This is a genomic window from Microbacterium sp. Y356, assembly GCF_059445355.1.
In genome coordinates this window covers 724684-749296 of sequence record NZ_JCAIUE010000001.1, presented here as the reverse complement: position 1 = coordinate 749296, position 24613 = coordinate 724684, and the positions used below count along the sequence as shown (strand labels likewise).

18 protein-coding genes are annotated in these 24613 nt (G+C 64.5%); 9 read left to right on the top strand and 9 right to left on the bottom strand.

Annotated elements, in window-relative coordinates; all coding sequences use genetic code 11:
• Positions 1 to 64: 64 nt before the first annotated feature.
• Positions 65 to 3844 carry an endo-1,4-beta-xylanase gene (locus AC1C2Q_RS03660; protein ID WP_495449019.1) on the top strand — a complete coding sequence of 1260 codons (3780 nt, stop codon included), beginning with the start codon at positions 65 to 67 and terminating at the stop codon, positions 3842 to 3844.
• A gap of 55 nt (positions 3845 to 3899) precedes the next feature.
• On the opposite strand, the gene AC1C2Q_RS03655 is transcribed toward AC1C2Q_RS03660, so the two are convergent.
• Complete coding sequence (locus AC1C2Q_RS03655; protein WP_495449018.1) at positions 3900 to 4934, bottom strand: LacI family DNA-binding transcriptional regulator; 1035 nt, start codon at positions 4932 to 4934, stop codon at positions 3900 to 3902.
• Between the two features lie 163 nt (positions 4935 to 5097).
• On the opposite strand from AC1C2Q_RS03655, the gene AC1C2Q_RS03650 reads away from it, so the two are divergent.
• The 6 genes from AC1C2Q_RS03650 (at position 5098) to AC1C2Q_RS03625 (ending at position 13491) form a co-directional block, all read left to right on the top strand.
• The gene (locus AC1C2Q_RS03650) at positions 5098 to 6396 is read left to right on the top strand and encodes an extracellular solute-binding protein (protein ID WP_495449017.1); all 1299 of its coding nucleotides are present in this window, start codon (positions 5098 to 5100) and stop codon (positions 6394 to 6396) included.
• Between the two features lie 10 nt (positions 6397 to 6406).
• On the top strand, positions 6407 to 7423 hold the full coding sequence (locus AC1C2Q_RS03645) for a carbohydrate ABC transporter permease (protein ID WP_495449016.1): 1017 nt from the start codon (positions 6407 to 6409) through the stop codon (positions 7421 to 7423).
• Positions 7420 to 8310: a carbohydrate ABC transporter permease gene (locus tag AC1C2Q_RS03640; protein ID WP_495449015.1), complete on the top strand. Its 891-nt coding sequence runs from the start codon at positions 7420 to 7422 to the stop codon at positions 8308 to 8310. The genes AC1C2Q_RS03645 and AC1C2Q_RS03640 overlap by 4 nt, the downstream gene beginning before the upstream one ends.
• Positions 8311 to 8315: 5 nt before the next feature.
• Positions 8316 to 10700, top strand: a complete 2385-nt coding sequence (locus AC1C2Q_RS03635) for a beta-xylosidase/alpha-l-arabinosidase (protein WP_495449014.1) — start codon at positions 8316 to 8318, stop codon at positions 10698 to 10700.
• Positions 10700 to 12253, top strand: coding sequence for a glycoside hydrolase family 43 protein (locus AC1C2Q_RS03630; protein WP_495449013.1), 1554 nt, complete (start codon positions 10700 to 10702; stop codon positions 12251 to 12253). Before AC1C2Q_RS03635 ends, AC1C2Q_RS03630 begins: the two co-directional genes overlap by 1 nt.
• Before the next feature lie 74 nt (positions 12254 to 12327).
• Positions 12328 to 13491 carry an ROK family protein gene (locus AC1C2Q_RS03625; protein ID WP_495449012.1) on the top strand — a complete coding sequence of 388 codons (1164 nt, stop codon included), beginning with the start codon at positions 12328 to 12330 and terminating at the stop codon, positions 13489 to 13491.
• Positions 13492 to 13501: 10 nt separating this feature from the next.
• On the opposite strand, the gene AC1C2Q_RS03620 is transcribed toward AC1C2Q_RS03625, so the two are convergent.
• Together AC1C2Q_RS03620 and AC1C2Q_RS03615 are read right to left on the bottom strand one after the other, a co-directional pair.
• Positions 13502 to 14551, bottom strand: coding sequence for a M24 family metallopeptidase (locus AC1C2Q_RS03620; RefSeq protein WP_495449011.1), 1050 nt, complete (start codon positions 14549 to 14551; stop codon positions 13502 to 13504).
• Positions 14552 to 14619: 68 nt separating this feature from the next.
• Positions 14620 to 15072: a flavodoxin family protein gene (locus tag AC1C2Q_RS03615; protein ID WP_495449010.1), complete on the bottom strand. Its 453-nt coding sequence runs from the start codon at positions 15070 to 15072 to the stop codon at positions 14620 to 14622.
• A gap of 124 nt (positions 15073 to 15196) precedes the next feature.
• Between AC1C2Q_RS03615 and AC1C2Q_RS03610 the strand changes: the two genes are divergently transcribed.
• On the top strand, positions 15197 to 16522 hold the full coding sequence (locus AC1C2Q_RS03610; RefSeq protein ID WP_495450542.1) for a short-chain fatty acid transporter: 1326 nt from the start codon (positions 15197 to 15199) through the stop codon (positions 16520 to 16522).
• Between the two features lie 48 nt (positions 16523 to 16570).
• On the opposite strand, the gene AC1C2Q_RS03605 is transcribed toward AC1C2Q_RS03610, so the two are convergent.
• From AC1C2Q_RS03605 to AC1C2Q_RS03580, 6 genes are all read right to left on the bottom strand, one after another.
• Complete coding sequence (locus tag AC1C2Q_RS03605; protein ID WP_495449009.1) at positions 16571 to 17380, bottom strand: HpcH/HpaI aldolase family protein; 810 nt, start codon at positions 17378 to 17380, stop codon at positions 16571 to 16573.
• A complete protein-coding gene (locus AC1C2Q_RS03600; protein WP_495449008.1) occupies positions 17365 to 18150 on the bottom strand; it encodes a 2-keto-4-pentenoate hydratase in 786 nt (261 codons plus the stop codon). Before AC1C2Q_RS03600 ends, AC1C2Q_RS03605 begins: the two co-directional genes overlap by 16 nt.
• A 16-nt stretch (positions 18151 to 18166) precedes the next feature.
• Positions 18167 to 19324 carry a 3,4-dihydroxyphenylacetate 2,3-dioxygenase gene (hpaD, locus tag AC1C2Q_RS03595; RefSeq protein WP_495449007.1) on the bottom strand — a complete coding sequence of 386 codons (1158 nt, stop codon included), beginning with the start codon at positions 19322 to 19324 and terminating at the stop codon, positions 18167 to 18169.
• Positions 19325 to 19421: 97 nt separating this feature from the next.
• Complete coding sequence (hpaE, locus tag AC1C2Q_RS03590; protein WP_495429669.1) at positions 19422 to 20918, bottom strand: 5-carboxymethyl-2-hydroxymuconate semialdehyde dehydrogenase; 1497 nt, start codon at positions 20916 to 20918, stop codon at positions 19422 to 19424.
• 13 nt (positions 20919 to 20931) lie between these two features.
• Entirely contained in the window at positions 20932 to 21609 is a 678-nt protein-coding gene (locus AC1C2Q_RS03585) for a GntR family transcriptional regulator (protein WP_495429668.1), read from the bottom strand.
• Positions 21606 to 23063, bottom strand: coding sequence for a fumarylacetoacetate hydrolase family protein (locus AC1C2Q_RS03580; protein ID WP_495449006.1), 1458 nt, complete (start codon positions 23061 to 23063; stop codon positions 21606 to 21608). The genes AC1C2Q_RS03585 and AC1C2Q_RS03580 overlap by 4 nt, the downstream gene beginning before the upstream one ends.
• 126 nt (positions 23064 to 23189) lie before the next feature.
• On the opposite strand from AC1C2Q_RS03580, the gene AC1C2Q_RS03575 reads away from it, so the two are divergent.
• Complete coding sequence (locus AC1C2Q_RS03575; RefSeq protein WP_495449005.1) at positions 23190 to 24563, top strand: MFS transporter; 1374 nt, start codon at positions 23190 to 23192, stop codon at positions 24561 to 24563.
• Positions 24564 to 24613: the final 50 nt, after the last annotated feature.

Here is a 24613-nt window from a genome sequence, read left to right as displayed (position 1 = left end):
CGCACGGCTGTTTGCTCCATATGTTTGGGGCAACGACAAATCATCTGCGCAAAGGAGCGCCCCCGTGCGACGTCGATCTACCCTGCTGGCATTGTCAGCCGCCGCTACTCTCATCGCGGCCCCACTCATCCCCATATCCGCTGCTGCGGCCGATCCCGAGATCATCTCGAGCGTCGATTTCGAGGACGGCACGACCGGCGATTGGTTCGCCAGCGGCGCCCCAACTCTCACCGTCACCGCCGACCCGACCGGAGCCTCAGGTCAGGTGCTGAGCGTGGCCGACCGCACCGAGACCTGGCACACCCTGCAGAGCCCTGAGGGCCTGTTCGCCGAGGGCGTGACATACACGCTTTCAGCGCGAGTGCTAATACCGGATGCCGCCGCGCAGGCTCGCTTCCTTGTCAAGGACGGCTATCACTGGGTCGGCGACACGGCGATCCCCGCGGGGGAATGGACCACGATCTCCGGCACGTTGACGGCAGACGCGGATGACACGCAGGTCTATATCGAGGTGGACCCGGCGACGTCATCGTTCTATTTAGACGATGTGCTCATCACCAGTGCCCCCGCCGCAGGTGGGGGAGATTCCGCGCTGATCGACGCGAACTTCGACGACGGTGAGCTGAACGGCTGGTTCGCGCGCTCCGGGTCGGGCGAATCAGCACCGACCGTCTCAGTCGTGCCAGGCGGCGCCGACGATTCTGCCTTCGCCGCGCAGGTATCGGGGCGCACGCACGAGGGTGACGGCATCCAGCTCGACGTCGTCGACGTGCTGCTGCCTGGGAGCACCTACCGGATCGAGGCCGCTGTGCGTTTCGCAAAGGGCGCAGACGTCGGACAGGGACTGAGCATTTCGATGCGTACCGTCACTGGCGACTCCACGGCGTACGCGAATCTGCTCCAGATCGAGGATGCCAGCGCCGAGGGGTGGACCAACGTGTCTGCTGAGTTCACGGTGCCCGCATACGACACGGCTGCCGAACTCTATGTCGAGGCTCGCTACAACAGCGGCAACACCTCGGCCTTCCTGGTCGATCAGTTGCGCGTGAGCGTGCCGGAGCCGAACCCGGTCGACACCAGCCTGGTGCCGATCAAGGACACCGTGGACTTCCCGGTCGGCGTCGCGATCGATTCTCGCGAGACGAGCGGAGCCGCAGCCGACCTGCTGCTGCACCACTTCGACCAGATCTCGCCTGAGAATCATATGAAGGTGGAGGCCTGGTACGACGAGAACGGTGACTTCCAGCGCAACGCCGAGGCGACGGCTCTGCTCGACTTCTCGCAGCAGAACGACCTGCGCATGTATGGACACGTGTTGCTGTGGCACTCGCAGACGCCGGACTGGTTCTTCCAGGACGACACCGGGCGGGAGTTGACCGACTCTGCTGCGGACAAGCAGATCCTCCGCGACCGACTTGCGATCCACATCGACAACGTGGCCCGTTCTATCTCTGATGACTACGGCCTGTATGGCTCATCGACCAATCCGATTGTCGCTTGGGACGTCGTCAACGAGGTGGTGGCGGATCAGAGTACTAGCGATGGGCTGCGCACGAGCCGCTGGTATCAAGTGCTCGGCGAGGAGTACATCCATCTCGCTTTCGAACTCGCAGACGAGGCCTTTAACAACACCTACGCGGCATCAGACACCGACCGCCCGGTGAAGCTCTTTATCAACGACTACAACACCGAGCAAGACCGTAAAGGCGCGCAATACGAGGCTCTCGTGAAGAGGCTGCTGGCCGCCGGAGTGCCGGTGGACGGCGTCGGCCACCAGTTCCACGTCTCGATCAACACCACGATCGCGTCACTGAAGGGCGCGCTCGACCGATTCGCCGGCCTCGGCCTGCTGCAGGAAGTCACCGAGCTCGACGTCACGATCAACCCGGCCACCGAGGCCAACCGGATCAGACAGGGGTACTTCTACCGCGATGTGTTCCGGCTGCTGCGCTCATATGACGCGGCGGCACCGGATGCGGAGAAGATGTTCGCCGCCACCATCTGGGGCCTTACAGACAACCGCTCATGGCGATCTGAGCAGGAGCCCCTGGTATTCGGTGCAGACCTGCAGGCCAAGCCCGCCTACTACGGAATCATCGATGACCCGGATGGCCTGCCGGCGCTGATCACCACCGCTAATGTGTTCGCCGGTGACATCGCGCTGACCGATGGCTTCGCGAACGCGATCGAATGGCAGAACCTGCCAGAGAACGTGCTGACCGGAGACGTGGGCGGGTTCCAATCGCGCTGGAGCGATGACCACCTGACGGTTCTGATTCGCAGCGCGATTGCCCCTGATCGCGTCGAGTTCACCTATGGCGACCAAGAGTTCGTCTACCAGAAGGATGCCTCGGACTCCGTCCCCGGTATCGAGACAGTCGTCGCGGGTGAGCATCTCATTGCGGTGCAGCTACCGCACAGCGACGTCGTCGAGGGTTTCTCGACGAAATTCGACGTGCGTATCGTCGTCGGCGACTCGGTCATCGGCGCATGGAACACGCCCGGTGAGACGGGGCGGCTCACATTCCTTGAGCCGCTGTCCTACCTGGAGATCCCGGAGCTACCAGCCCCGGCGGTCGACGGCATCGTCGACGAGGTGTGGGCGGACGCCGCCGTGGCGCAGACGGCGAGGACGGTCGAGGGAGATGCGAGCGGCGCCAAGGCGCAGGTGCGCACGCTCTGGCAGGGGAACCAGCTCTACGTGCTGTACGAGGTGACGGATCCGGTCGTCGACAACACCAACAGCGACGCGTGGAACCGTGACTCCATCGAGGTGTTCCTCGATCTGGGCAACACGAAGGCCGGGACGTTCGGCCCGAACGACACGCAGATCCGGGTCACGACCGACGGGGACCTGTCGTTCGGCACGGGCGATGCCGCGCTGCAGCAGGCACGCGTGGCCAGCAGCGCGACGGCTCTGACAGAGACCGGCTATGTCGTGGAGGTCGCGATCGACCTCGTCGGCGAGTCCGGCGGTCAGAGCGACGTTCCGCTCGGCGGCCTCGACACCTTCCATGGCCTCGACTTCCAGATCAATGACGGACGAGACGGGGCCCGCTTCGCCGTGCACACCTGGGCGGACCCGACAGGCACCGGATACCAGAACACGGCCCGCTGGGGTGTCGCGCGCCTGGTGGCGGCGGAAGATCCGTCGGAGCCAACTGAACCTGGGACGCCGACGGAGCCAGAGGAGCCTGGGACGCCGACGGAGCCAGAGGAGCCTGGGACGCCGACGGAGCCAGAGGAGCCTGGGACGCCGACGGAGCCAGAGGAGCCTGGGACGCCGACGGAGCCAGAGGAGCCTGGGACGCCGACGGAGCCAGAGGAGCCGGGGACGCCGACCGAGCCGGGGACGCCGACCGAGCCGGGGACGCCGACCGAGCCGGGGACGCCAACCGAGCCGGGGACGCCAACCGAGCCGACCGAGCCAGGGGATCCGGGTGAGGACGGAGTGGTCGTATGGGCGACGGTTGACGTCGGCGACGCTCGCGTGGAGCAGGGCGGCGCCCTGCCGGTGACCGTGTCGGGTCTGGCACCCGGTCAGCAGGTCACGGCGACGCTGTTCAGCGACCCGATCGAGGTCACCGGCATCCCCGCGGCTGATGCCTCAGGCCGGGTGAGCTTCGAAGTGTCGATCCCCACGGATCTGTCGCTCGGTGCACACACCCTGGTCATCGCGTCCGGAGAACTCGACCCGATCAGTGTGGAGATCACGGTCGTTGCTTCCGGGCAGCTGGCCGTCACCGGTGCGAAGCTGCCGTGGGGCATCGCACTGGCCGCCGCCCTGCTGCTCGTCATTGGCGGGATGCTGCTGGTCATGCGCCCGGCTCGGCTGGGGCGTTAATGACGCCCCCACCTCCGCCTGGGGCGTCGATGACGCCCCAGGCGGAGGTGGGGAATCAGTGCACGCTCGGGGGTGCGGCGACGCTCTCTCTCACGGTGAGCGTCGCCGGCAAGCGAAGGTGCTGCTCTTCGACAGGTTCGCCCGCGAGCAGCGAGATCAAGATGCGCAGCGCTTCGGCGCCCATCTGCTGCAGCGGCTGCGTCACAGTTGTCAGTGGGGGAGAGCTGATGGATGACTCGGGAATATCGTCGAAGCCGACGATGGACAGGTCCTGAGGCACCCGTAGCCCCAGTTCGCGTGCGACTTCCATGACGTGTAAGGCAGAAAGGTCGTTCGCCGCGAAGATTGCGGTGGGGCGTTCATCAGCGGGCAGTCGGAGCAGCTCGTGGGCAGGGGCATCGGTGAGGTCTGCACGGTAACCGCCGATGCGGTCAAGGGCGGGGTCGACCTCGATGCCGGCACACTTGAGTGCCTCTGTATAGCCTTCTCGTCGCAGCCGAGATGACTCGAGCCCCGGCCGCCCCCCGAGGTGCGCGATGCGGCGGTGGCCCAATCCGATCAGGAGATCGGTAGCGGCACGGGCGCCCGCGACATTGTCGCCGTCCACAGTGGGCACGCTTTCGATGCCGGTGTGCGGATCGATTGCCACGACGGGGATGCTGGTGCCCTCCGTCATCGACATCGTCGGTGCGACAACGACCGCGCCATCGATGAGCGTTCCGCCGAGTCGAGAAAGCGAGCGTCGCTCCCAGTTCGAACGTTTCCCGTCGTCGTTGCCTCCGGCATAGGCGAGGAGCTCGTAGCTGGTTCCCTCGGCTGCGCGAGAGATTCCTTTGAGGAGCTCAGTCGAGTACGGCTCGAAGTCAGCGACCAGCACTCCGATCACGCCCGTGTGGCTGCGGCGCAGACTGCTCGCAACGATGGATGATTCGTAGCCAAGATCCTCAACGACGGAGAGCACGCGCTCGGCCGTTGCGGCTGCAATGCCGTCGCGTCCGTTGACCACTTTCGACACGGTCGATACGGAGACGCCGGCGATTCGCGCTACGTCGGTGATGGTTGCGCGGCTGGGTCGTGTGGTGAGGGTCACACGGTGATCGTAGCCTTCATCGAGGTAAAGACGCGTCATTTCGAAGTTGTTTGGAAAACGTTATCGATATCGTTTGACTAAACGCTCTGCGATCTGTCATTCTCAGTAATCGAACCGCTGGGAGCGGTCGCATGATCTGTCAAGGACGACGAAAGGGTTGATGATGACACGTAAGATGCGAGGCGCGACATGGGTCGCACTGGGGACTGGCCTGGCATTGCTGCTGTCCGGCTGTACGGGCAGTAGCGGTGGCGGCGGGGAAGACGAGAGTGGTGCGTCCACACTCACGATGTGGCACAACTCGACGACCGGCGACGGCAAGCAGTACTGGGAAGACGCCGCGGCGGCCTTCAACGAGGAAAACCCCGATGTCACGATCAAGGTGACCTCGATCCAGAACGAAGACATGGACGGCAAGCTCCAGACCGCCGTGAACTCGGGCGACATGCCCGACATCTTCATGGCGCGCGGCGGCGGGAAGCTCGCCGACATCGTCGAGGCGGGCAAGGTCAAGGACCTCACCGATCTCATCGACGACGACGTGAAGACAGCTTTCGGCGAGGCTCCGTTCAGCGCGTTCACCGTTGACGGCAAGGTTTACGGCGTGCCGAGCGCTGTGCTGCCCGGTGGCATTTTCTACAGCAAAGACCTCTTCGAGCAGGCCGGCATCACATCAGAGCCGACGTCGATCGATGAGCTCGAGGATGCAGTCGACAAGCTCAAGGAAGCGGGGATCGCTCCGATCGCGCTCGGAGCGAAGGACGCCTGGCCCGCGGCGCACTGGTTCTACTTCTTCGCGGTGCGTTCCTGCGGACAGGACATCATCGAGAACCTGGCCACCAGCCCCGATTTCACCGATGAGTGCTGGCTGGATGCGGCCTCGAACCTCAGCGAATTCGCGGGGATCGAGCCTTTCAACGAAGGCTTCCTGACGACTTCAGCCCAGGAGGGCGCCAACTCGTCTGCCGGACTCGTCGCCAACCACAAGGCGGCCATGGAGCTTATGGGCGCGTGGAACGTCGGCGTCATCGCCGGCCTCACCCCCGACGAGCAGCCGTTGCCAGACCTCGGCTGGTTCCCCTTCCCCGAGGTTGACGGCGGCGACGGTACGCCTGGCGCAATGATGGGCGGTGTTGACGGGTACTCGTGCTCGATTGATTCTCCGACGGCTTGTGAGGACTTCCTCAACTTCGTCGCATCGAAGGAATGGCAGGAGAAGTACGCCGTTGCGTTCCAGACGATCCCGGCCAACCAGGACGCCACAGGAGCCGTGACCGACCCGTCCCTGACTCCGCTGATGGAGGCGTACAGCAAGGCGCCGTACGTGTCGCTCTGGCTGGACACCGCGCTCGGACAGAACGTCGGAAACGCGCTGAACACCGGTGTCGTCGAGATGCTCGCAGGTCAGGGCGACCCGCAGAAGCTCGTCGACAGCATCGAGAACGCCGCGGCAAGGGGCTGAGAGCAGCGATATGACTGAATCACAGGCGCCGATGGCATCTACTGCGCCTGCGAGGAGCAACCGTGTCGGGACCGATCATGCATCGGTCCCGACACGGGCGCCGCGACGGCCAGACTGGCGCAAGCGCGGCGAGATCACTCTCCTGGCAGGACCCGCACTGCTGGTCTTCGTCGGCTTCGTCATCTTCCCGGTGATGATGGCCGCTTACTACGGCTTTTTCAAATGGAATGGCTACGGCTGGCCCACCGAGTTCGTCGGACTCGACAACTACGTCCTGATGCTTCAGGACGACACGTTCCGTGAGGCAGTAGGACACAACTTCGCGATCGTCGTTCTCTCGCTGGTGATGCAGGGGCCGATCGCGATCCTGTTCGCACTGCTGCTGAATCAAAAGATTCGCGGTCGATCAGTGATCCGCGTGCTGATCTTCGCGCCATACGTCATCGCCGAGGTGGTCGTTGGAACGGGCTGGAGCCTGATCCTGCAGGATGCGGGGGCGCTGAACTCTCTGCTCGAGAAGATGGGCCTCGGGGCACTGCAGAACTCGTGGCTCGCTGATCCGGCGATCGCATTGTGGTCGCTGATGATCATCATCACGTGGAAGTACATCGGCTTCGCAGTGATTCTCATGCTCGCCGGTATGCAGTCGATCCCCGAAGAGCTTTACGAAGCGGCAGCCATCGACGGCGCCGGCTTCTGGAAGACGCAGTGGAGCATCACGCTCCCGCTGCTCGGGCCGACCATCCGCATCTGGGCGTTCTTGTCGATCATCGGCTCGCTGCAGCTTTTCGACCTGGTCAACATCATCTGGGGACAGTACATTGCGGCCACCGCAGGTACCTCGACGATGGCCACCTACATGTATCAGAACGGGCATCTGGCCGGTAACTACGGCTTCGGCAACGCGGTTGCCGTAATGCTCTTCCTCATCTCCCTCGTCGTCGCCCTCGTGTACCAGCGGTTTGTTCTTCGCCGCGACACAGAGGGTGCGCTGACGGGCGAAAGCCGAAAGGGGCGCCGGCGATGACCGACACTCTGAAGACTTCGGTGGCCATCCAGGCGGTTGGCCGTAGCGGTCGCCGCCGTGCGCCATCTGCTGTGCGTTGGGGGAGCCCGGGCGTTTATCTGCTCGCGGTGATCCTGATCACGATCTGCATCACTCCGTTGCTGTACATCATCTTCGGAGGGTTCCGCACGAACTCGCAGATCACCAACGATCCGTCAGGATGGCCTGCGCCGTGGAAGATCGGGAACTACACCGACGTCCTCGCCAGCAGTGAGTTCTGGACGGCGATGATGAACTCGACTATTTCCGCGGTCGGCACCACCCTCGGCGCCGTCATCCTCGGAGTGATGGCCAGTTATGTGATCGCCCGCTACGACTTCGGTGGCAAGGGCATCATGTACTCATTGTTCGCCGCAGGGCTGATGTTCCCGATCACCGTCGCCATCACGCCGCTGTACTTGCTGATCCGCAACCTCGGTCTCGTGAACAGCCTCGGCGGAATCATCCTGCCGCAGATCGCGTTCGCCTTGCCGACCACGATCATCATCCTGGTGCCGTTCCTGCGGGCGATCCCGAAAGAACTCGAGGAGGCAGCATCGATCGACGGTGCCTCGCGACTCGGCTTCTTCTGGAGAATGGTGATTCCGCTGAGCCTGCCCGGAGTGATCACTGTCGGCATCCTCGCCTTCATCGGATCGTGGAACGGGTACATGCTGCCGCTGTTCATCCTCAACGACTCCAGCCTGTTCACGCTTCCACTCGGGGTGCAGAACTTCGCATCACAATATTCGGTCGACACCGCGAGAGTGCTCGCGTACACCTCGCTGTCGATGCTGCCCGCATTGATCTTCTTCTCTATGTTCGAGCGCCGCATCGTCGGTGGCCTCACCGGAGCGGTCAAGGGCTGAGCACAATGAAAGAGAGATCCGTGTCGAAATCGACCGCGGGAGTTCCCGCCATGCCCGCAGTGTCCGATCGAGTGCGAGCGCTGCACGCGCAGATGACTTTGGACGAGAAGCTCGCCCAGATCGTCGGGTACTGGCTTGACCAGAACGGCGTCGTCGCTCCCATGCAGTCGGAGATGGCCTCCGGACAGCAGGATGCCGGACACCTGGTTGATGTGACCAAGAACGGCCTGGGTCAGTACACCCGCGTATACGGCACCAGGCCCGTCGACCCTGTGGAGCGTGCCTCCTGGCTGTGGGATGAGCAGCGCCGGCTGAAGCGTGAGACCCGATTGGGGATTCCCGCGCTCGTGCACGAGGAGTGCCTGACGGGACTTGCGGCTTGGAAGGCCGCAACGTTCCCGACGCCGCTCGCGTGGGGAGCATCCTTCAACCCCGAGCTCGTGCACGACATGGCCGCGGTGATCGGTGAATCGATGCGGGAGCTCGGCATCCATCAGGGACTCGCGCCGGTGCTCGATGTGATCCGAGACCCGCGCTGGGGACGCGTGGACGAGTGCATCGCCGAGGATCCCTACGTCGTCGGAGTGCTGGCCACCTCGTATGTCACCGGTTTGCAGTCGACCGGCGTGCACGCCACGCTCAAGCACTTCGTCGGATACTCGGCATCACGTGCCGGGCGCAACCACGCTCCGGTCTCTGCCGGTCCGCGTGAGATCGCCGATGTCTTCCTCCCGCCGTTTGAGATGGCATTGCTCGATGGTGGCGCGCGTTCTGTGATGAACTCCTACGCTGAGATTGACGGCGTGCCTCTTGGCTCCAGCGAGGAGTATCTGACCAAGCTTCTTCGTGAGCGTTGGGGCTTCGACGGCGTGGTTGTCGCGGACTACTTCGCTGTGGCATTCCTCCAGGTGATGCATTCGATCGCTGCAGACAGAGGAGAAGCGGCTGCGGCTGCTCTCACCGCGGGTATCGACGTCGAACTACCCACGGGCGATGCCTACCTCGCCCCGCTGGCAGAGCGGATTCGTGCCGGCGAGTTCGATGAGGCCTTCGTAGACCGGGCGGTTCTGCGCGCGCTCGCGCAGAAGGAAGAGCTCGGCCTGCTCGAGCCTGATGTGTTCGAGGACGAGGCACCAACGAACATCGATCTGGATTCTCCGCGGCATCGTGAGCTTGCGCGACGTCTCGCGGAGGAGTCTGTGGTGCTGCTCTCCAACGACGGCATCCTTCCGCTGTCGATCTCGGATGACCGGCCCTCGCGGATCGCGGTCATCGGCCCGAACGCGCATAGGGCGGAAGCACTCATGGGGTGCTACTCGTTCGCTAACCACGTGCTCGCGCATCACCCCGAGTTCCCGATCGGCATTGAGATCCCGACGTTCCTGGAGGGGCTGACTAATGAACTCGGCACCGCAGCGGAACTGGTCTATGCCCAGGGCGCTGAGGTGGAGGGCGAGGACCGCTCTGGTTTCGACGAGGCTGTCAAAGCAGCGAGCGCCGCGGACGTTGCGGTGGTCGTCGTCGGTGACCAGGCCGGCCTGTTCGGACGCGGCACCGTCGGCGAGGGCAATGATTCTGAGAGCCTGGAGCTGCCGGGAGTGCAGCGCGAGCTTGTGGATGCTGTCATTGCGACGGGGACCCCAGTGGTGATGATCATGCTGACCGGCCGCCCCTATGCGATCAGCTGGGCGCTGGACGGCGAGGCGCGACCTGCGGCAGTGCTCCAGGCGTTCTTCCCCGGCGAGGAAGGTGCATCAGCGCTCGCCGGAGTGGTCTCGGGTCGGGTCAATCCCTCCGGCCGGCTGCCGGTCTCGCTGCCGCGATCAGCGGGGGCACAGCCCTTCACCTACTTGCATCCGCCCCTGGGTGGAGCCTCGGAAGTCACCGCCACTGACCCGACGCCGGTGCGTCCGTTCGGCTTCGGACTTTCCTACTCGCAGGTCGAGTACAGCGGATTGGCCGTCGACAGCGAGGTGGCGGCGGGTGATGCGTTCGCCGCTTCGGTGACCGTCACGAACACGGGCTCCCGTGTCACGGACGATGTGGTGCAGTTGTATGGCCACGACCTCGCCGCGTCAGTGACGCGTCCTGTCGAGCAACTGCTCGGCTTCCAGCGGGTGACCGTGGAGCCGGGGCAGTCCGTGACCGTGTCGTTCTCGGTGCCGACACAGCGATTCGCATTCAGCGACCGTTCGATGACGCGCATTGTCGAGCCTGGAGCCGTGCAGATCTGGGTCGGAGCACATGCGTCCGCGACAGTGGAATCGGCATCTGCAACGGCACGCGAGTCGATGATGATCACCGGGGAGGCGCACGTTGTCGTGCCGAGCGATCGTCGCCTGGTCACCGCCGAGGCTCATCGCCCGGCCACTGCAGCGGTATCGAGCTGATGACGGCGGTCGCCAACCCGATCCTGCCCGGATGCTTTCCCGATCCGACCATCTGCCGTGTGGGCGATGAGTACTTCCTGGTCACCTCGACGTTTGAGTATCAGCCTGGGTTGCCGGTGCAGCGCAGCCGCGACCTGATCAACTGGGAGCCGATCGGGCACGTGTTCGATCGGCCAGGGATGCTCGACCTGGAGGGTGTCGCATCCTCGGGTGGGCTCTACGCGCCGACGATCCGCCACCACGACGGCATGTTCTGGGTGACGTGCACCATGGTCCCTCGAGACGGCAGCGCGCGCGGTGGCAATTTCATCGTGACAGCGAAGGAAGCGGCTGGACCGTGGTCTGACCCGGTCTGGCTGGATGTGGACGGCATCGACCCGTCGATCTTCTTCGACGACGATGGCAGAGCATGGCTGCACGGCACGCGCCTGGCGGCAGATCCCGAATGGCACCATCAGACCGAGGTGTGGCTGCGTGAGTTCGACCTCCAAACGATGCGTCTGATCGGCGAGGAGCACATTCTCTGGCACGGAGCGGTCAAGGGCGCCGTTTGGGCAGAGGGCGCCCACCTCTACAAGGTTGACGGTGCGTATTATCTGCTTGCCGCTGAGGGTGGTACCGATCTTCACCACGCAATTTCGGTGGCGAAGGCGGATGCTGTCACCGGTCCCTATGTAGGCAACAAGGGCAACCCGGTTCTCACCCATCGCCATTTCGGCCAGGGTATGGACGTGGTCGCCGCCGGTCACGCCGACATGGTGCAGGCGACCGATGGAAGCTGGTGGGCAGTGTTGCTTGCGATGCGTCCGTACGGCGGCAACTTCTGCAATCTCGGGCGCGAGACCTTCCTCGTTCCCATCAGCTGGGAAGACGGATGGCCGGTCTTCGCACCTGGCGAGGGACGCGTTCCGCGCGAGGTCGAGGTGGCTTTTGCGCACGCATCCGCGCCTGGAATCATGCAGGGAACGGTCTCGGGCGTTGTGCGCGCGGACGATCCGCGCTGGACATCAACGCGGGCTCTCCCCACAGAAATCGGGATGCCTGTCGGCGACGGGTGGACGTTGCCATTGCGCGCTGCGTCACCATCGGTGCCGACGCGCTCTGCGTTCATCGGCGTGCGTCAGCAGCACATGGATGTCGACGTGGTGGCCCGCATCGCCGTTGATCTGCGTGCGGGAGAAGAAGCGGGTCTCATCATCCGCCAGTCCGAGCAGGATCATGTGCGGCTCGCGCTGCGCTGTGGTGTCGACGGTGCTTCCCGATTTATCGCCGTCCACATACAGGACGGCGTAGAGAAAGTGTTGGGCGAGGCTGCGCGAAACGGAGCGGACGAGATCGAACTCACGCTTCGTGCGCGGGGGCAGAACTATGAACTACTTGCTGGCGGCCCTGGGGCTGAGCCGATGCTCATCGGCGTCGCTGACGGCCGATTGCTCGACGCCAGAGCGGTGGGTGGCTTCCTCGGGCTCTGGATCGGCGTGTACGGCACGAGCAATGGCATGCCCACTGACACCGAGCTACACCTGCGGACGTTCGAGTATTCGACGCGCTGACCGACCGGCATCCGACTTTCGCGTCTCGGGATATCGTGATCGGAACAACAAATATCGCGTGACGAGGGAGCAGCATGGCGGATCGGTCATCCGGAGTGGAAGGCGTACGCAGAACCAACCTCGGTGAGGTGTTGCGTCTCGTCCACCAGGAAGGCTCCCGCTCCCGCGCCCGCATTACGGCGGAGACCGGCCTCAACCGTTCGACAGTTGCCGATCTCGTCACCGGTCTGGTCACTGCAGGTCTCGTGCTTGAGCAGAGCCCCGATCCCACGAGGCGGGTCGGGCGCCCCAGCCCTGTGGTTTCCGCGAATCCGGATGTCGTCGCCATCGGTGTCAACCCGGAGGTCGACGCGATCGAGATCGGCGCGGTCAGTTTCGGGGGAGGACTGCGCGAGCGCACCAGGGTTGCTCTGGACAGCGTCCCAAGCGCTGCGGATGCCGTAGCCACAGTGGTACGCGTCGTGCAGCAGTGGCATCAGGATGCATTGAAAGATTGTCGTATCGTCGGCATTGGCGTCGCCGTGCCTGGCCTCGTGCGCGCAGCAGACGGCGTCGTTCGGCTCGCCCCGCACCTCGGCTGGCGTGATGAAGACATCGCCACGCCGCTCGCTGACGCACTGGGTGTGCCCGTCGCTGTCGACAACGACGCGTCGCTCGGTGCGCGCGCCGAGAGACTGTTCGGTGCGGCACGGGAGCACCGTGATGTGGTCTATCTCAACGGTGGTGCCAGCGGTATCGGTGGCGGGCTCATCCTCGACGGAAATCTGATCGGAGGAGCGGGAGGATACGCCGGTGAATGGGGACAGACTCGTCCTGGCATCGCGGCGAACTCGGACCGGGTAAGCATCGACGGCGTGCTCGAGGACGAGGTCAACCGTGCTCGACTGTTGCGGGCCGCAGGCCTCGGTGCGGCGGACGACGCGGTTCTCGCCGCCGCGCTGGTCGGCTCCGAAGACGTCGATGTGCGTGCCGAGGTTGACCGGCAACGCCGCATCCTCACTGCGTCGCTCGGCAATGCTGTGAACGTGCTCAACCCATCGGCCGTCGTGCTCGGAGGGTTCCTCTCCATTCTGCGTGAGTACGACGCCCAGTCCTTCGACGCCGAGGTGCGTGAGCGTTCTCTGGCCGCTGCTGCCGAGCAGGTCGAGATCCAGTCGGCCGCACTAGGTCGTGACCGACTGTTGATCGGGGCGGCGGAAGCGGCGTTCGCGCCGTTGCTGGCTGATCCGTTGGGCTGAGCCGGTCGCCTCAGGTGAGGTCGAGTGTTACCGGGCGGGGGACACCGCGCACATCGACGGTCGGCCACGCAGGGTCGGCGGTCAGCACGGTGGGGCCGGCATCGTCGATGATCACAGTGTCCTCGAGCTTGGCATGCGGCACCCAGGGGTTCCAGGCGAAGGCGGCACCGGAGACTACCCGCCCGGCACTCGCCGGGGAGACTTTCGGATCGCGGCCAAGGTAGCCGGTCGGTCCGCCCTGGTGGTGAGCGCGCCAGGCCGGTTCTTGCGCGCTCCCGAAGCCGTGGGCTTGGTATGCGGACGCGACGTCGGTCAGTACATCGGCGAACTCGCGACCGGGCCTGGTCGCGGCGAAGATGTCTGCTTCGACCAGGCGGAGGGTGCGTTCGTCATCGCTCTCTTGACCGCGGAACCGCACCCAGCGACTGAAGCTGGCGTGCAGCCCATGGCGGACGGCAGTGATGACGGCGAGGGCGTGATCTCCGAGCGGCGCGTGGGTGGGAAGCGGATGCTGCACACCACCGCGCGCGGAACCAGCGACGAGGATGACGGCTGGTGTCGCTCCGATCGAAAGGACGGCGCGGCCGAGTTCTGCGGCGAGTTCGTGCTCCGTCATGTCAGCTGTGCTCGCTCGAAGCACCGCTGTGACAGCTACCGCGGCATCCTGCCCTAACCGTGCGTAGCGCTCGCGTTCAGCGGGAAGCAGCGTTGCACGCGCCTGACGCAGCTCTTCGGGAATGTCGTTGTCTGTCACAGTTCCCTGCGGGGCCTCTGCAAGCGATCCGAACCAGGGGATGCTTCGAAACTCGGCCCCGGCGATCTCCTCGGCTTGCAGCCGCTCGGCCTCGTTCTCGAGCGCGGTGACGACTGCGGTGCCGTCGCGATGGATGATCGCCGAGCACACTGCTGCCCCTCCGAACGGCACCTGCACGCGTGCACCGTCGAAGTACCAGGCGAGGTTCTCCGGTCTCGTGAGAAGCATCCGATCGACGCCTCGTGCATCAAGAAGCGAGGCGATCCGGGCATGCTTGTGCGGGCGATCGGCGGTGACGGAAGGCATGTTGGCATGCTAGCGGAGAAAGCGCTTTCACGGAGACGTAGCGCCGCCGGAAGTCGCGCGCTGCGAGGTCAGAGCGTCAGCGTCCAGGCGATGCTCGCGCCCAACTCCTCAGCGCGCGCCACGTGCTCATCATCGACATGGCCGGTGAACACCACCGGCTCGGCGGCGATCCGGAGGCCGTACCCGGTCGTGATCGACTGCATCGCTCTCTCAGCACCCGTGGTGTCATGGCTGCCATGGATCCAGTATGAGAAGGGTCGGCCCTTCGTATGCTCGTGCGTTGCGTTGAACGTTGTATCGAAGAAGTGTTTGAGGGCTCCGGAGATGTACCCGAAGTTCGCCGTCGTGCCGAAAACGACGGCATCCGCGTCGAGCAGATCCTGTGCACTTGCGTCGAGGGCGTGGCGTTCGACGATCTCCACACCTTCGCTCTCGGCAGTGCGCGCGCCGCGCAGCACGGCCTCGGCGATCGCGGCGAGCCGCGGCGTCGGCGAGTGATGGACAACCAGCAGACGAGGCATGCAACCACCCTAGTTCGCTCCCGTCCGGGGCAGGATGTCGTTGCTAGGGTGAAGGCGCATTCACCAATGAACGAAGGAGTTCAACGTGTCTCACACGAAGGAAGAACGCCGTACTCGGGGCGTCATGCGGCCGATCAACCGTTTTCTGGAGCGGTGGATCCCGTCCGCCCTCACATTCGCGATCGTGCTGACGCTGATCGTGGCGATCTTGGCGATGACGCTCACACAGACCAGCCCCGTCGACGTCGTGAAGGGCTGGGGTGACGGGCTTGCCGGGCTGCTGGCCTTCATGACCCAGATGTGTCTGATTCTGTTGCTGGGGTACATGCTCGCCAATACGCGGCCGGTGCAGAAGTTGCTGCGCTGGCTCGCACGGGTGCCCAGCAATGCCGGCTTCGCATACGTCTTCGTGTTCGTCATCGCTGCGATCGCGAGTCTCATCACCTGGGGTCTTGGGCTCATTGTCGGGACTTTGCTCGCCCGTGAAATTGCGGTCGAGGCGCGCAGGCGTGGAATGAAGGTGCATTTCCCGCTGCTGGTTGCCGCCGGTTACTCGGGCTTCGTCGTCTGGCACATGGGGTACTCCGGTTCTGGTCCACTGACGGCCGCGACGCCGGACTCCTTCCTCGCGCCGAGTCTTGGCGGTGAGGTGCTGCCGATCACCGAGACGACCTTCTCGACATGGAATATTCTCGCGGCCCTGGGCGTCATCGTCGTCGTCGGCTTCTTGATGTTCCTCATCCGACCCAAGAAGAACGATCCGATCTTCGAGCTGCCCGATAATGTCGGATCCGAAGAGACGGATGAGTATGACGACGAAGTCGTGACTCCGGCCGACCGCATCGATGCGTCGCGCATTCTGACGACGATCGTCGGTGTCGCGCTGGTGATCTACCTCATCGTGCACTTCGTCGGGGGAGGAACACTCACCCTCGACATCGTGAACTGGTCGTTCCTGGCACTGATCCTGCTACTGGTGCGCAACCCGTTCGAGCTCATCCACCTCACCAAGAAGGCCGCATCGAACGTCGGTGAGATCCTCGTGCAGTTCCCGCTATACGCGGGCATTCTCGGCATCATGTCGTCGTCCGGCCTCATCGCGCTGTTCTCCGACGCGTTCGTGTCGATCGCCACGCCGACCACGTTCGGTGTGCTGGCGCTACTTTCGGCCGGCATCGTGAACTTCTTCGTGCCGTCGGGTGGTGGACAGTTCGCGGTGCAGGGGCCGATCATGCTGGATGCCGCCAACCAGCTCGGTGTCGATCCGTCGATCGCTGTGATGGCGGTGGCTTATGGCGACCAGTGGACGAACATGATCCAGCCGTTCTGGGCGCTGCCGGTGCTCGCGATCGCCGGGCTGAAGATGCGCGACATCCTCGGGTACACCTTCGTCACGCTGCTCGGCTCGGGAGTGGTGATGGCACTCGTGCTGTTCCTCGTCAGCCTCTGAGGTGACTCTCGCCGACGGCCATCGGTCGTCGGCGAGAGTTGCAGCGGGTCAATAGCTGGCGCGCGGGGTGCTGTCGGCGTTCGGGATCCAGTCGGCCGCGAGCTTTTCGGTCGCACGCGCAAGGATCGACACGTCAGCGGCCACGAGCACGAAGGATGCTCCCGCATCGAGGTAACGGCGGGCCGTCGCAGGGGCGAACGCGTTCACGCCGACTGGCTTGCCGAACGCGCGCACTGTCGCGATTGTCTGTTCCACCGCCGCGATGACGTTCGGATGCTCCTGCTGCCCGAGCAGACCCATGGATGCGGCCAGATCGCTCGGTCCGATGAACACCGCATCGACGCCGTCAACCTCGGCGATCGCGCGGGCGTTCTGCACCGCGGCATCCGTTTCGATCTGCACCGTGAGTGACGTGAACTCATGCGCACGCTGCAGATAATTCTCGATGCGGTTGAACTGCCCGGCACGCGCCAGCGCGCTGCCGACGCCGCGGATGCCACGGGGTGGGTAGCGGGTGGCGGCGACCGCAGCCGACGCCTCATCGGCCGTGTTGACCATCGGCACCAGCAGGTTTTGAGCGCCGAGGTCGAGGAACTGCTTGATCAGTACGGGGTCGCCGGTCGGTACTCGCACCACCGGCGTGATCGGGTATGGCGCAACGGCCTGCAGCAGGGCGAGCGTCGATTCCAGGCCGATCGGGCTGTGCTCGCCGTCGATCAGTGTCCAGTCGAGGCCCGATCCGGCGACGATCTCCGCAGCGATCGGGCTGCCGGAGCAGATCCATGCGCCCACCAGCGGGCGTGTGCCCGCCGCGAGTCGATCGCGAAACGACGGCGCAGGTTCTAGATGAATCGACATGTGATCTTTCCCATCGGTCCGTAGTCGCACAGCACCTCATCGCCCTTGGACACCCACATGGGCCGGGTGAACGAACCGGCAAGGATGATCTCGCCCGCCTCGAGACGCGCGCCGTGTTGGTGGAACTTGTTCGCCAGCCACGCGACGCCGGTGGCGGGGTGCCCAAGAACGCCGGCCGCCACTCCGGTCTCTTCGATCTCGCCGTTGCGAGACAGCACGCCTGGCACCCAGCGCAAATCGATCTCGTCTGGCCGCTTGTGCACATCGCCGAGCACCATCGCGCCGTACGCGGCGTTGTCGCTGATCGTGTCGACGATCGTGCGCCCCTCAAGTTCGATGTGCGAGTTCAGCACCTCGAGCGCGGGAACGGCATAGTCGATCGCGGCGAGGGCGTCATCGAGTGTGCAGTCCGGGCCTTCGAGCGGATGCTTGAGCACGAAGGCAAGTTCGACCTCGATGCGCACATTCGAGAAGTCGTCGAAGCGGATCTCTGCGCCTGAGGGATACACGGTGTCATCGAACATGACGCCGTAGTCGGGTTCGGTGATTCCGGTTGCCTGTTGCATCGCCTTGGATGTGAGCCCGATCTTGCGACCGACGAGCGTGCGCCCGACTGCGAGGTTCTTGTCACGCCATATGCCCTGAATGGCATACGAGTCCTCGATCGTGGCATCCGGGAACCTGGCGGTGATCCGAGGGATCACTGCCTTGTTCTGCTCCGCGTCAGCAAGCTCATCTGCGATCTGCTCGATCACGTCAGGTGACAGCATCCTCTTCGCCTCCCGGTTAGAGCTGGTGGCCCAGCTTGTACTCGCCCTGTTTGTACTCTGGCATCTCTTCGCCCTTGCGCGTGTACGAGAAGCCGTCGGCGCCGATCGTCACCGCCATCTCGCTCGTATCGGTGCGGGCGACGACGGGCTGCGGGTTGCCGTCGAGGTCGAGTACGAGGGAAGCCTCGGTGTACCAGCTCGGAACGACGGGGTTGCCCCACCAGTCGCGGCGCTGGTTGTCGTGTACGTCCCAGGTGACGACAGGGTTATCCGGATCGCCCGTGTAATAGTCCTGCGTGTAGATCTCGATGCGGTGACCGTCCGGGTCGCGCAGGTAGAGATAGAAGGCGTTGCTCACACCGTGGCGGCCGGGGCCGCGCTCGATCGCATCCGAGCGGCGCAGAGCACCGAGTTTGTCGCAGATCGCAAGGATGTTGTGCTTCTCGTGCGTGGCGAAGCACACGTGATGCATACGGGGGCCATCGCCGCCCGTCATCGCCGTGTCGTGGACAGTGGGCTTGCGGCGCATCCACGCGGCGTACACCGTGCCCTCCTCATCCTGAATGTCTTCAGTGACTCGGAAGCCGAGGTTCTGCATGAACGCCACGGCACGGGGGACGTCGGGTGTGACCTGGTTGAAGTGGTCCAGGCGCACCAGCTCGCCGGGGATGTGCAGGTCATAACGCCATGACATCCGCTCGACGTGGTCGGCCTGGTGGAAGAACTCGTAGGGGAAACCGAGTGGGTCCTCCACGCGCACTGAATCGCCGATGCCCTTGACGAATCCATCCGGGTGTCGCTCGACGCGGCATCCGAGTTCGGTGTAGAACTCGACGGCACGGTCAAGATCTTCGGCCGCCCGAACCCGGTAAGAGAATGCGGCGACGGCGGCGATCGGACCCCTGCGCAGCACGAGGTTGTGGTGGATGAACTCCTCAGTCGATCGGAGGTAGATCGCCTCTTCGTCCTCGGCCGTCACATACAGGCCGAGGATATCGACATAGAACTGGCGGGATGCCGCGAGGTCGGTGACCACGAGTTCCATGTATGCGCAGCGCAGGATATCGGGGGGCGTGCTCGTCGGGGTGGCGACGGGGTTGCCGGAGTGGATCGGTGCCTCCTGCGATACGTAGTATCCGGAGGAGGTGAGAGTCATACCGTCACGGTTGGTCATGTCAGCGTCCTTGCTCATGATTCGCGAGACTTCGCGAGTGCCATCTAAACCGTCCGATTCGGGGACACAGGCGAAGTTTCGCGGCTTGGGGGAAGGGTCAGTTTTTGCCGAAAGTTGGGTTGTGGGACTCGCCGAGGGTGATGTGCACGGCCTGCTGGTCGGTGTAGAAGTCGATCGAGCGATAGCCGCCCTCGTGGCCGAGACCGGAGGCCTTCACTCCGCCGAACGGGGTGCGGAGATCGCGCACGTTGTTGCTGTTCAGCCACACCATGCCGGCCTCGACGTTGCCTGCGAAGTTGTGTGCGCGCTTGAGATCATTCGTCCAGATGTAAGCAGCCAGACCGTACCTGGTGTTGTTCGCCAGCGCCAGCGCCTCCGCATCGGACGAGAACGGTGTGATCGCGACCACCGGGCCGAAGATCTCCTCCTGGAAGATCCGTGCGTCGGGGGACACATCGGCGAACACGGTAGGGGAGACGTAGTTGCCCGTTTCGAAGCCATCAGGGCGCCCGCCGCCGGCGACGAGGCGCGCTTCGGTCTTGCCGATCTCGACGTAGCTCATGACCTTGTCGTAGTGCTCAGGGTGCACGAGTGCGCCGACCTCGGTGGTGGGGTCGTTCGGTAGACCGACCTTGACGCGCTTCGCCTGAGCCGCGTACTTCTCGACGAACTCGTCGTAGATCGACTGCTCGACGAGGATGCGGGATCCAGCGGTGCAGCGCTCGCCGTTGAGCGAGAACACCCCGAAGATAGTCGCATCGATCGCGGCATCCAGGTCGGCGTCGGCGAAGACGATGGCGGGTGACTTGCCGCCGAGTTCCATCGAGAGGCCCTTCAGGAACGGCGCCGCGTTGGCAAAGATCAACTGTCCAGTGCTGCTCTCGCCGGTGAACGAGATCAGCGGCACATCCGGATGCTTCACCAGGGCGTCGCCGGCATCCTCGCCGAGTCCGTTGACGAGGTTGAAAACGCCCTTGGGGAGACCTGCCTCCTCGAAGATCCCGGCCCACAGGGATGCCGACAGCGGAGTGAACTCGGCGGGCTTGAGCACCACGGTGTTTCCCGTCGCGAGTGCGGGGCCGAGCTTCCAGGACTCGAGCATGAACGGCGTGTTCCACGGGGTGATGAGACCTGCGACACCGATCGGTTTGCGGTTGACGTAGTTGATCTGGCGACCAGGAACCTTGAACGTGTCATCCGCCTGCGCGACGATCAGGTCGGCGAAGAAGCGGAAGTTCTCGGCGGCGCGGCGGGCCTGACCGAGCGCCTGCGTGATCGGCAGCCCGGAGTCGAAGCTCTCCAGTTCGGCGAGGCGCTGATCGCGCGATTCGACGATGTCGGCGACGCGGTGCAGCACGCGTGAGCGCTCGCGTGGCAGCATCCGGGGCCATGGCCCGTCAGCGAACGCGCGAGAGGCGGCGGCGACGGCGAGGTCGATATCGGCCTTCTTGCCAGCGGCGGCCGTGGTGTAGTTCTCGTTCGTCACTGGGTCGAGCACATCAAAGGTGTCGCCATCGACCGAGTCGACGAACGCACCATCGATGTAGTGCTGGATGTGATCGGGGAGATCAGCGGGGATGCGTGAATCAGTCATGTTTCCTCCGGTGTCAATGGACGTGCATGCCGACGGCTTCGTCGGGGTGCTCTTGGGTGAGATAGGCGTCGAGCGTGGCGGAGTGGTGTTCGCGGGCTGCCCGCTCGATCTCGATGATGGGGGCGCTCGCCTCGATCAGGGCGACGATGTGCTCGTGCTCGCGCACCGACTCGTGTGCACGCCCAGGTACGAAGCTGAACGTCGAATCACGCAGCCGATTCAGGCGCGCCATCTCGAGTGTGACGAGCTCCTGCAGGCGCGGGTTCGGACACGGGGCGATGAGTGCCGCATGGAACTGCTGGTTGAGCTGTGTGAACGCCGACGGATTGAAGTCGCTGAGGGTCTCGATCAACTTCGCGTTGATCGCACGCGCGAGCCGCAAATCGGAGGCGGTGAGGTGGCGCGCGGAAAGGGCGGTCGCACTGCCCTCCAGGATGCTGAGGGCCTCCATGCTGTGCCGGTATTGGGTGTCATCGACCATGGCCACTCGGGCGCCGACGTTGTGCTCGAAGTGCACGAGTCCCTCGGCCTCGAGCTGCCGGATCGCCTCGCGTACCGGCACCACGCTCATGTCGAGCTCGCCGGCGATCGACCCCAGTACCAGCCGGTAGCCCGGAGTGTAGGTCTGTCCCGCGATGCGCTCCTTTATCCAGTGATAGGCGCGCTGCGATTTGCTGAGGATCTTCGTCATGCGCGGTCCGCCTCATACTTGGCTCGCCACTCGGCGTTCATCGGGAAGAGTCCGTCCAGGCCGTGGCCTTCGGCGACGCGCTCGGCGATCCAGGCGTCTTCTTCCTCCTGGGCGAGTGCGGCGTCGGCGATCTGATCCGCCAGTGCGGGCGGGATGACGATCACGCCGTCACCATCCCCGACGATGATGTCGCCCGGCTCGACAGTTGTTCCTCCGCAGGCGACTGCCACGTCGTACTCCCACGGCACGTGCTTGCGTCCGAGGACTGCAGGATGCGCACCGCGCGAGAACACGGGGAGCCCGATCTCGACCACTGTGTCGTAGTCGCGTACGCCGCCGTCAGTGACGACGCCGGCCGCGCCTCTGGCCTGCGCACGGAGGGCCATGATGTCGCCCAGTGTGCCGGAGCCAGACTCACCGCGGGCCTCGATCACGATGACTTCACCCTCGCGAACGGTGTCGAACGCGCGCTTCTGCGCGTTGTATCCGCCGCCGTGGGTCTTGAAAAGATCTTCACGGCCGGGCACGAAGCGCAGCGTCTTCGCGGTGCCGACGAGTTTGACGCCGGGCTGGGCAGCGTGCACGCCGTCGATGACGCAGGCGTTGATGCCGAGCTTGCGCAGCTGGGCGGACAAGCCTGCGGTGGGCGCTGCTTCTAGCTTGGCGCGGAGCTCGGGGGAGAGACTGCCGGTGGCTGAAATGGCTGGCTCCAGCCCTGCTTCCTCAGCGGAACCCCATGCCTCAGTGCGCTGCACATTGTCGACGGCGGGAAGCGAACCGAGCGCCTCATCGAACGGCACATCGCCTTGCGTGACGGTGGTGATCAGCCGACCGGATGTCGGGGCACCCGGTGCATTCGGCGCATCGACCTCGACCTCCACGACGTCGCCGGGCACGATCACGGATGAACCCGCGGGGGTGCCGGTGAGGACGACATCTCCGGTCTCTAGCGTGAAGTGCTGGGAGAGGTCAGCCACGAACTGTGCCAGGGGGAAGATGAGCCCGGAGGAGTTGTCGTCCTGTCGAAGTTCGCCGTTGACCCAGGTGCGGACCCGGATGTCGGTCGGGTCGACGGCTCGCGCGTCGATGAGGTTCGGGCCGAGAGGCGTATAGCCGTCGCCGCCCTTCGATCGCACGTTCGAGCCCTTGTCGTTCGCGCGCAGGTCGTAGAGCCCGAGGTCGTTGGCTGCGGTGACGGATGCGACGTGCGACCAGGCATCCTCAATGCGCACGTGGCGGGCAGGAGTGCCGATCACCAGCGCGATCTCGCCTTCAAAGGCGAGCAGCTCGGTGCCGGCCGGGCGTTCGACGGTGTCGCCGGAAGCCGCGACCGAGCTTGCGACCTTGAAGAAATAGGAAGGATGCGCGGGGCGCCGACCGCGCTGATCAGCACGCGAGGCATAGCTGAGGTGGATCGCGATGATCTTGCCGGGGCGGGCAATCGAGTCCGTCACGTGGGGCGCCTCCTTGCGTCTGGTGCATCGCTCTTGTGCGATGTATTCGAAATCGTATATCATCCTGGCATCGGGTTGCAAGCATCCATCTGCACTCGAGACAACGACGTCACCCAAGGAGCATCAATGACTGATCAGCCCGGCTTCACGCCGACAGGCACCATCGCCAGCGCGGCGGATCGCCGCCGCGTCGTCTTCGCCACAGTCGTCGGAACCACCGTCGAGTGGTACGACTTCTTCATCTACGCCACCGCCGTGGGCCTCGTTTTCGGCCAGCTATTCTTCTCTGTGCTCGATGCGAACTCGGTGATCTTCGGGTTCGCGACGGTAGGAATCAGCTTCCTGTTCCGCCCGCTCGGCGCCTTCCTCGCCGGGCACTTCGGCGACAAGCTCGGGCGCAAGCGCGTGCTGATGTGGACACTCATCCTGATGGGCGCCGCCACGGCATTGATCGGTGTGCTGCCCACAGCCGACGTCATCGGCGTCGGAGCCCCCATCCTGCTCGTGCTGCTGCGCATCCTGCAGGGCATATCGGCCGGCGGGGAGTGGGGCGGCGCAGTCCTGATGGCCGTCGAGCACGCCCCCAAGAAGCGCCGCGGCATCTTCGGAGCATCGCCGCAGGTCGGAGTCCCGCTCGGCCTGCTTCTCGCATCCGGCGTGATGGCGATCATGACGGCCATCGCACCGGGCGAGCAGTTCCTCATCTGGGGCTGGCGCGTCCCGTTCCTGCTCAGCGTCGTGCTGATCCTGGTGGGCTACTACGTGCGACGCAACGTCGAGGAAAGCCCGGTGTTCACCGAGCTCGCCGCACGCAAGGAGAAGGCGAACATGCCTATTGTGCAGCTGTTCCGCAAGCACGCGCTGCTCGTCCTCATCGCTGCCCTCGTCTTCGCCGGCAACAACGCCATCGGCTACATGACCACTGGCGGCTACATCCAGGGGTACGCGACCGATCCGGAGGGGCCGATCGGACTCGAGCGCGGCCCGGTGCTGTGGGCAGTGACCGGTTCTGCGGTGACCTGGCTGCTCGCCACACTGCTTGCCGGGTGGATCTGTGACCGGATCGGTCGTCGCAACACGTACATCATCGGCTGGATCCTTCAGCTGGGTGGGGTATTCCTGCTGTTCCCGCTCGTCAACGCGGGTGATATCTGGCTGCTGTTCGCCGGGCTCGCGATCCTCACGCTGGGTCTCGGCTTCACCTACGGACCGCAAGCGGCGCTGTACACCGAGCTGTTCCCGGCATCCATTCGCTTCTCCGGGGTATCGATCTCGTACGCGATCGGCGCGATCCTCGGCGGTGCGTTCGCCCCGGCGATCGCCGCGGCCATCGTGCAGGCGACTGGTTCGACCGAGGGCGTTACCTGGTATCTGGCGGGCATGACGATGATCGGGCTCATTGCGACGCTGCTGCTGCGCGACCGCAGCGGTATCCCGCTCGGCCCTGACCATGAGGCAGAGCAGTCCGTGAGTCCGATTTACGGCCTCGCCAAGGCCTGATTCCATTCCAGGGGTGGACGCCAACGCATCCGCCCCTGCCCCGATTATCT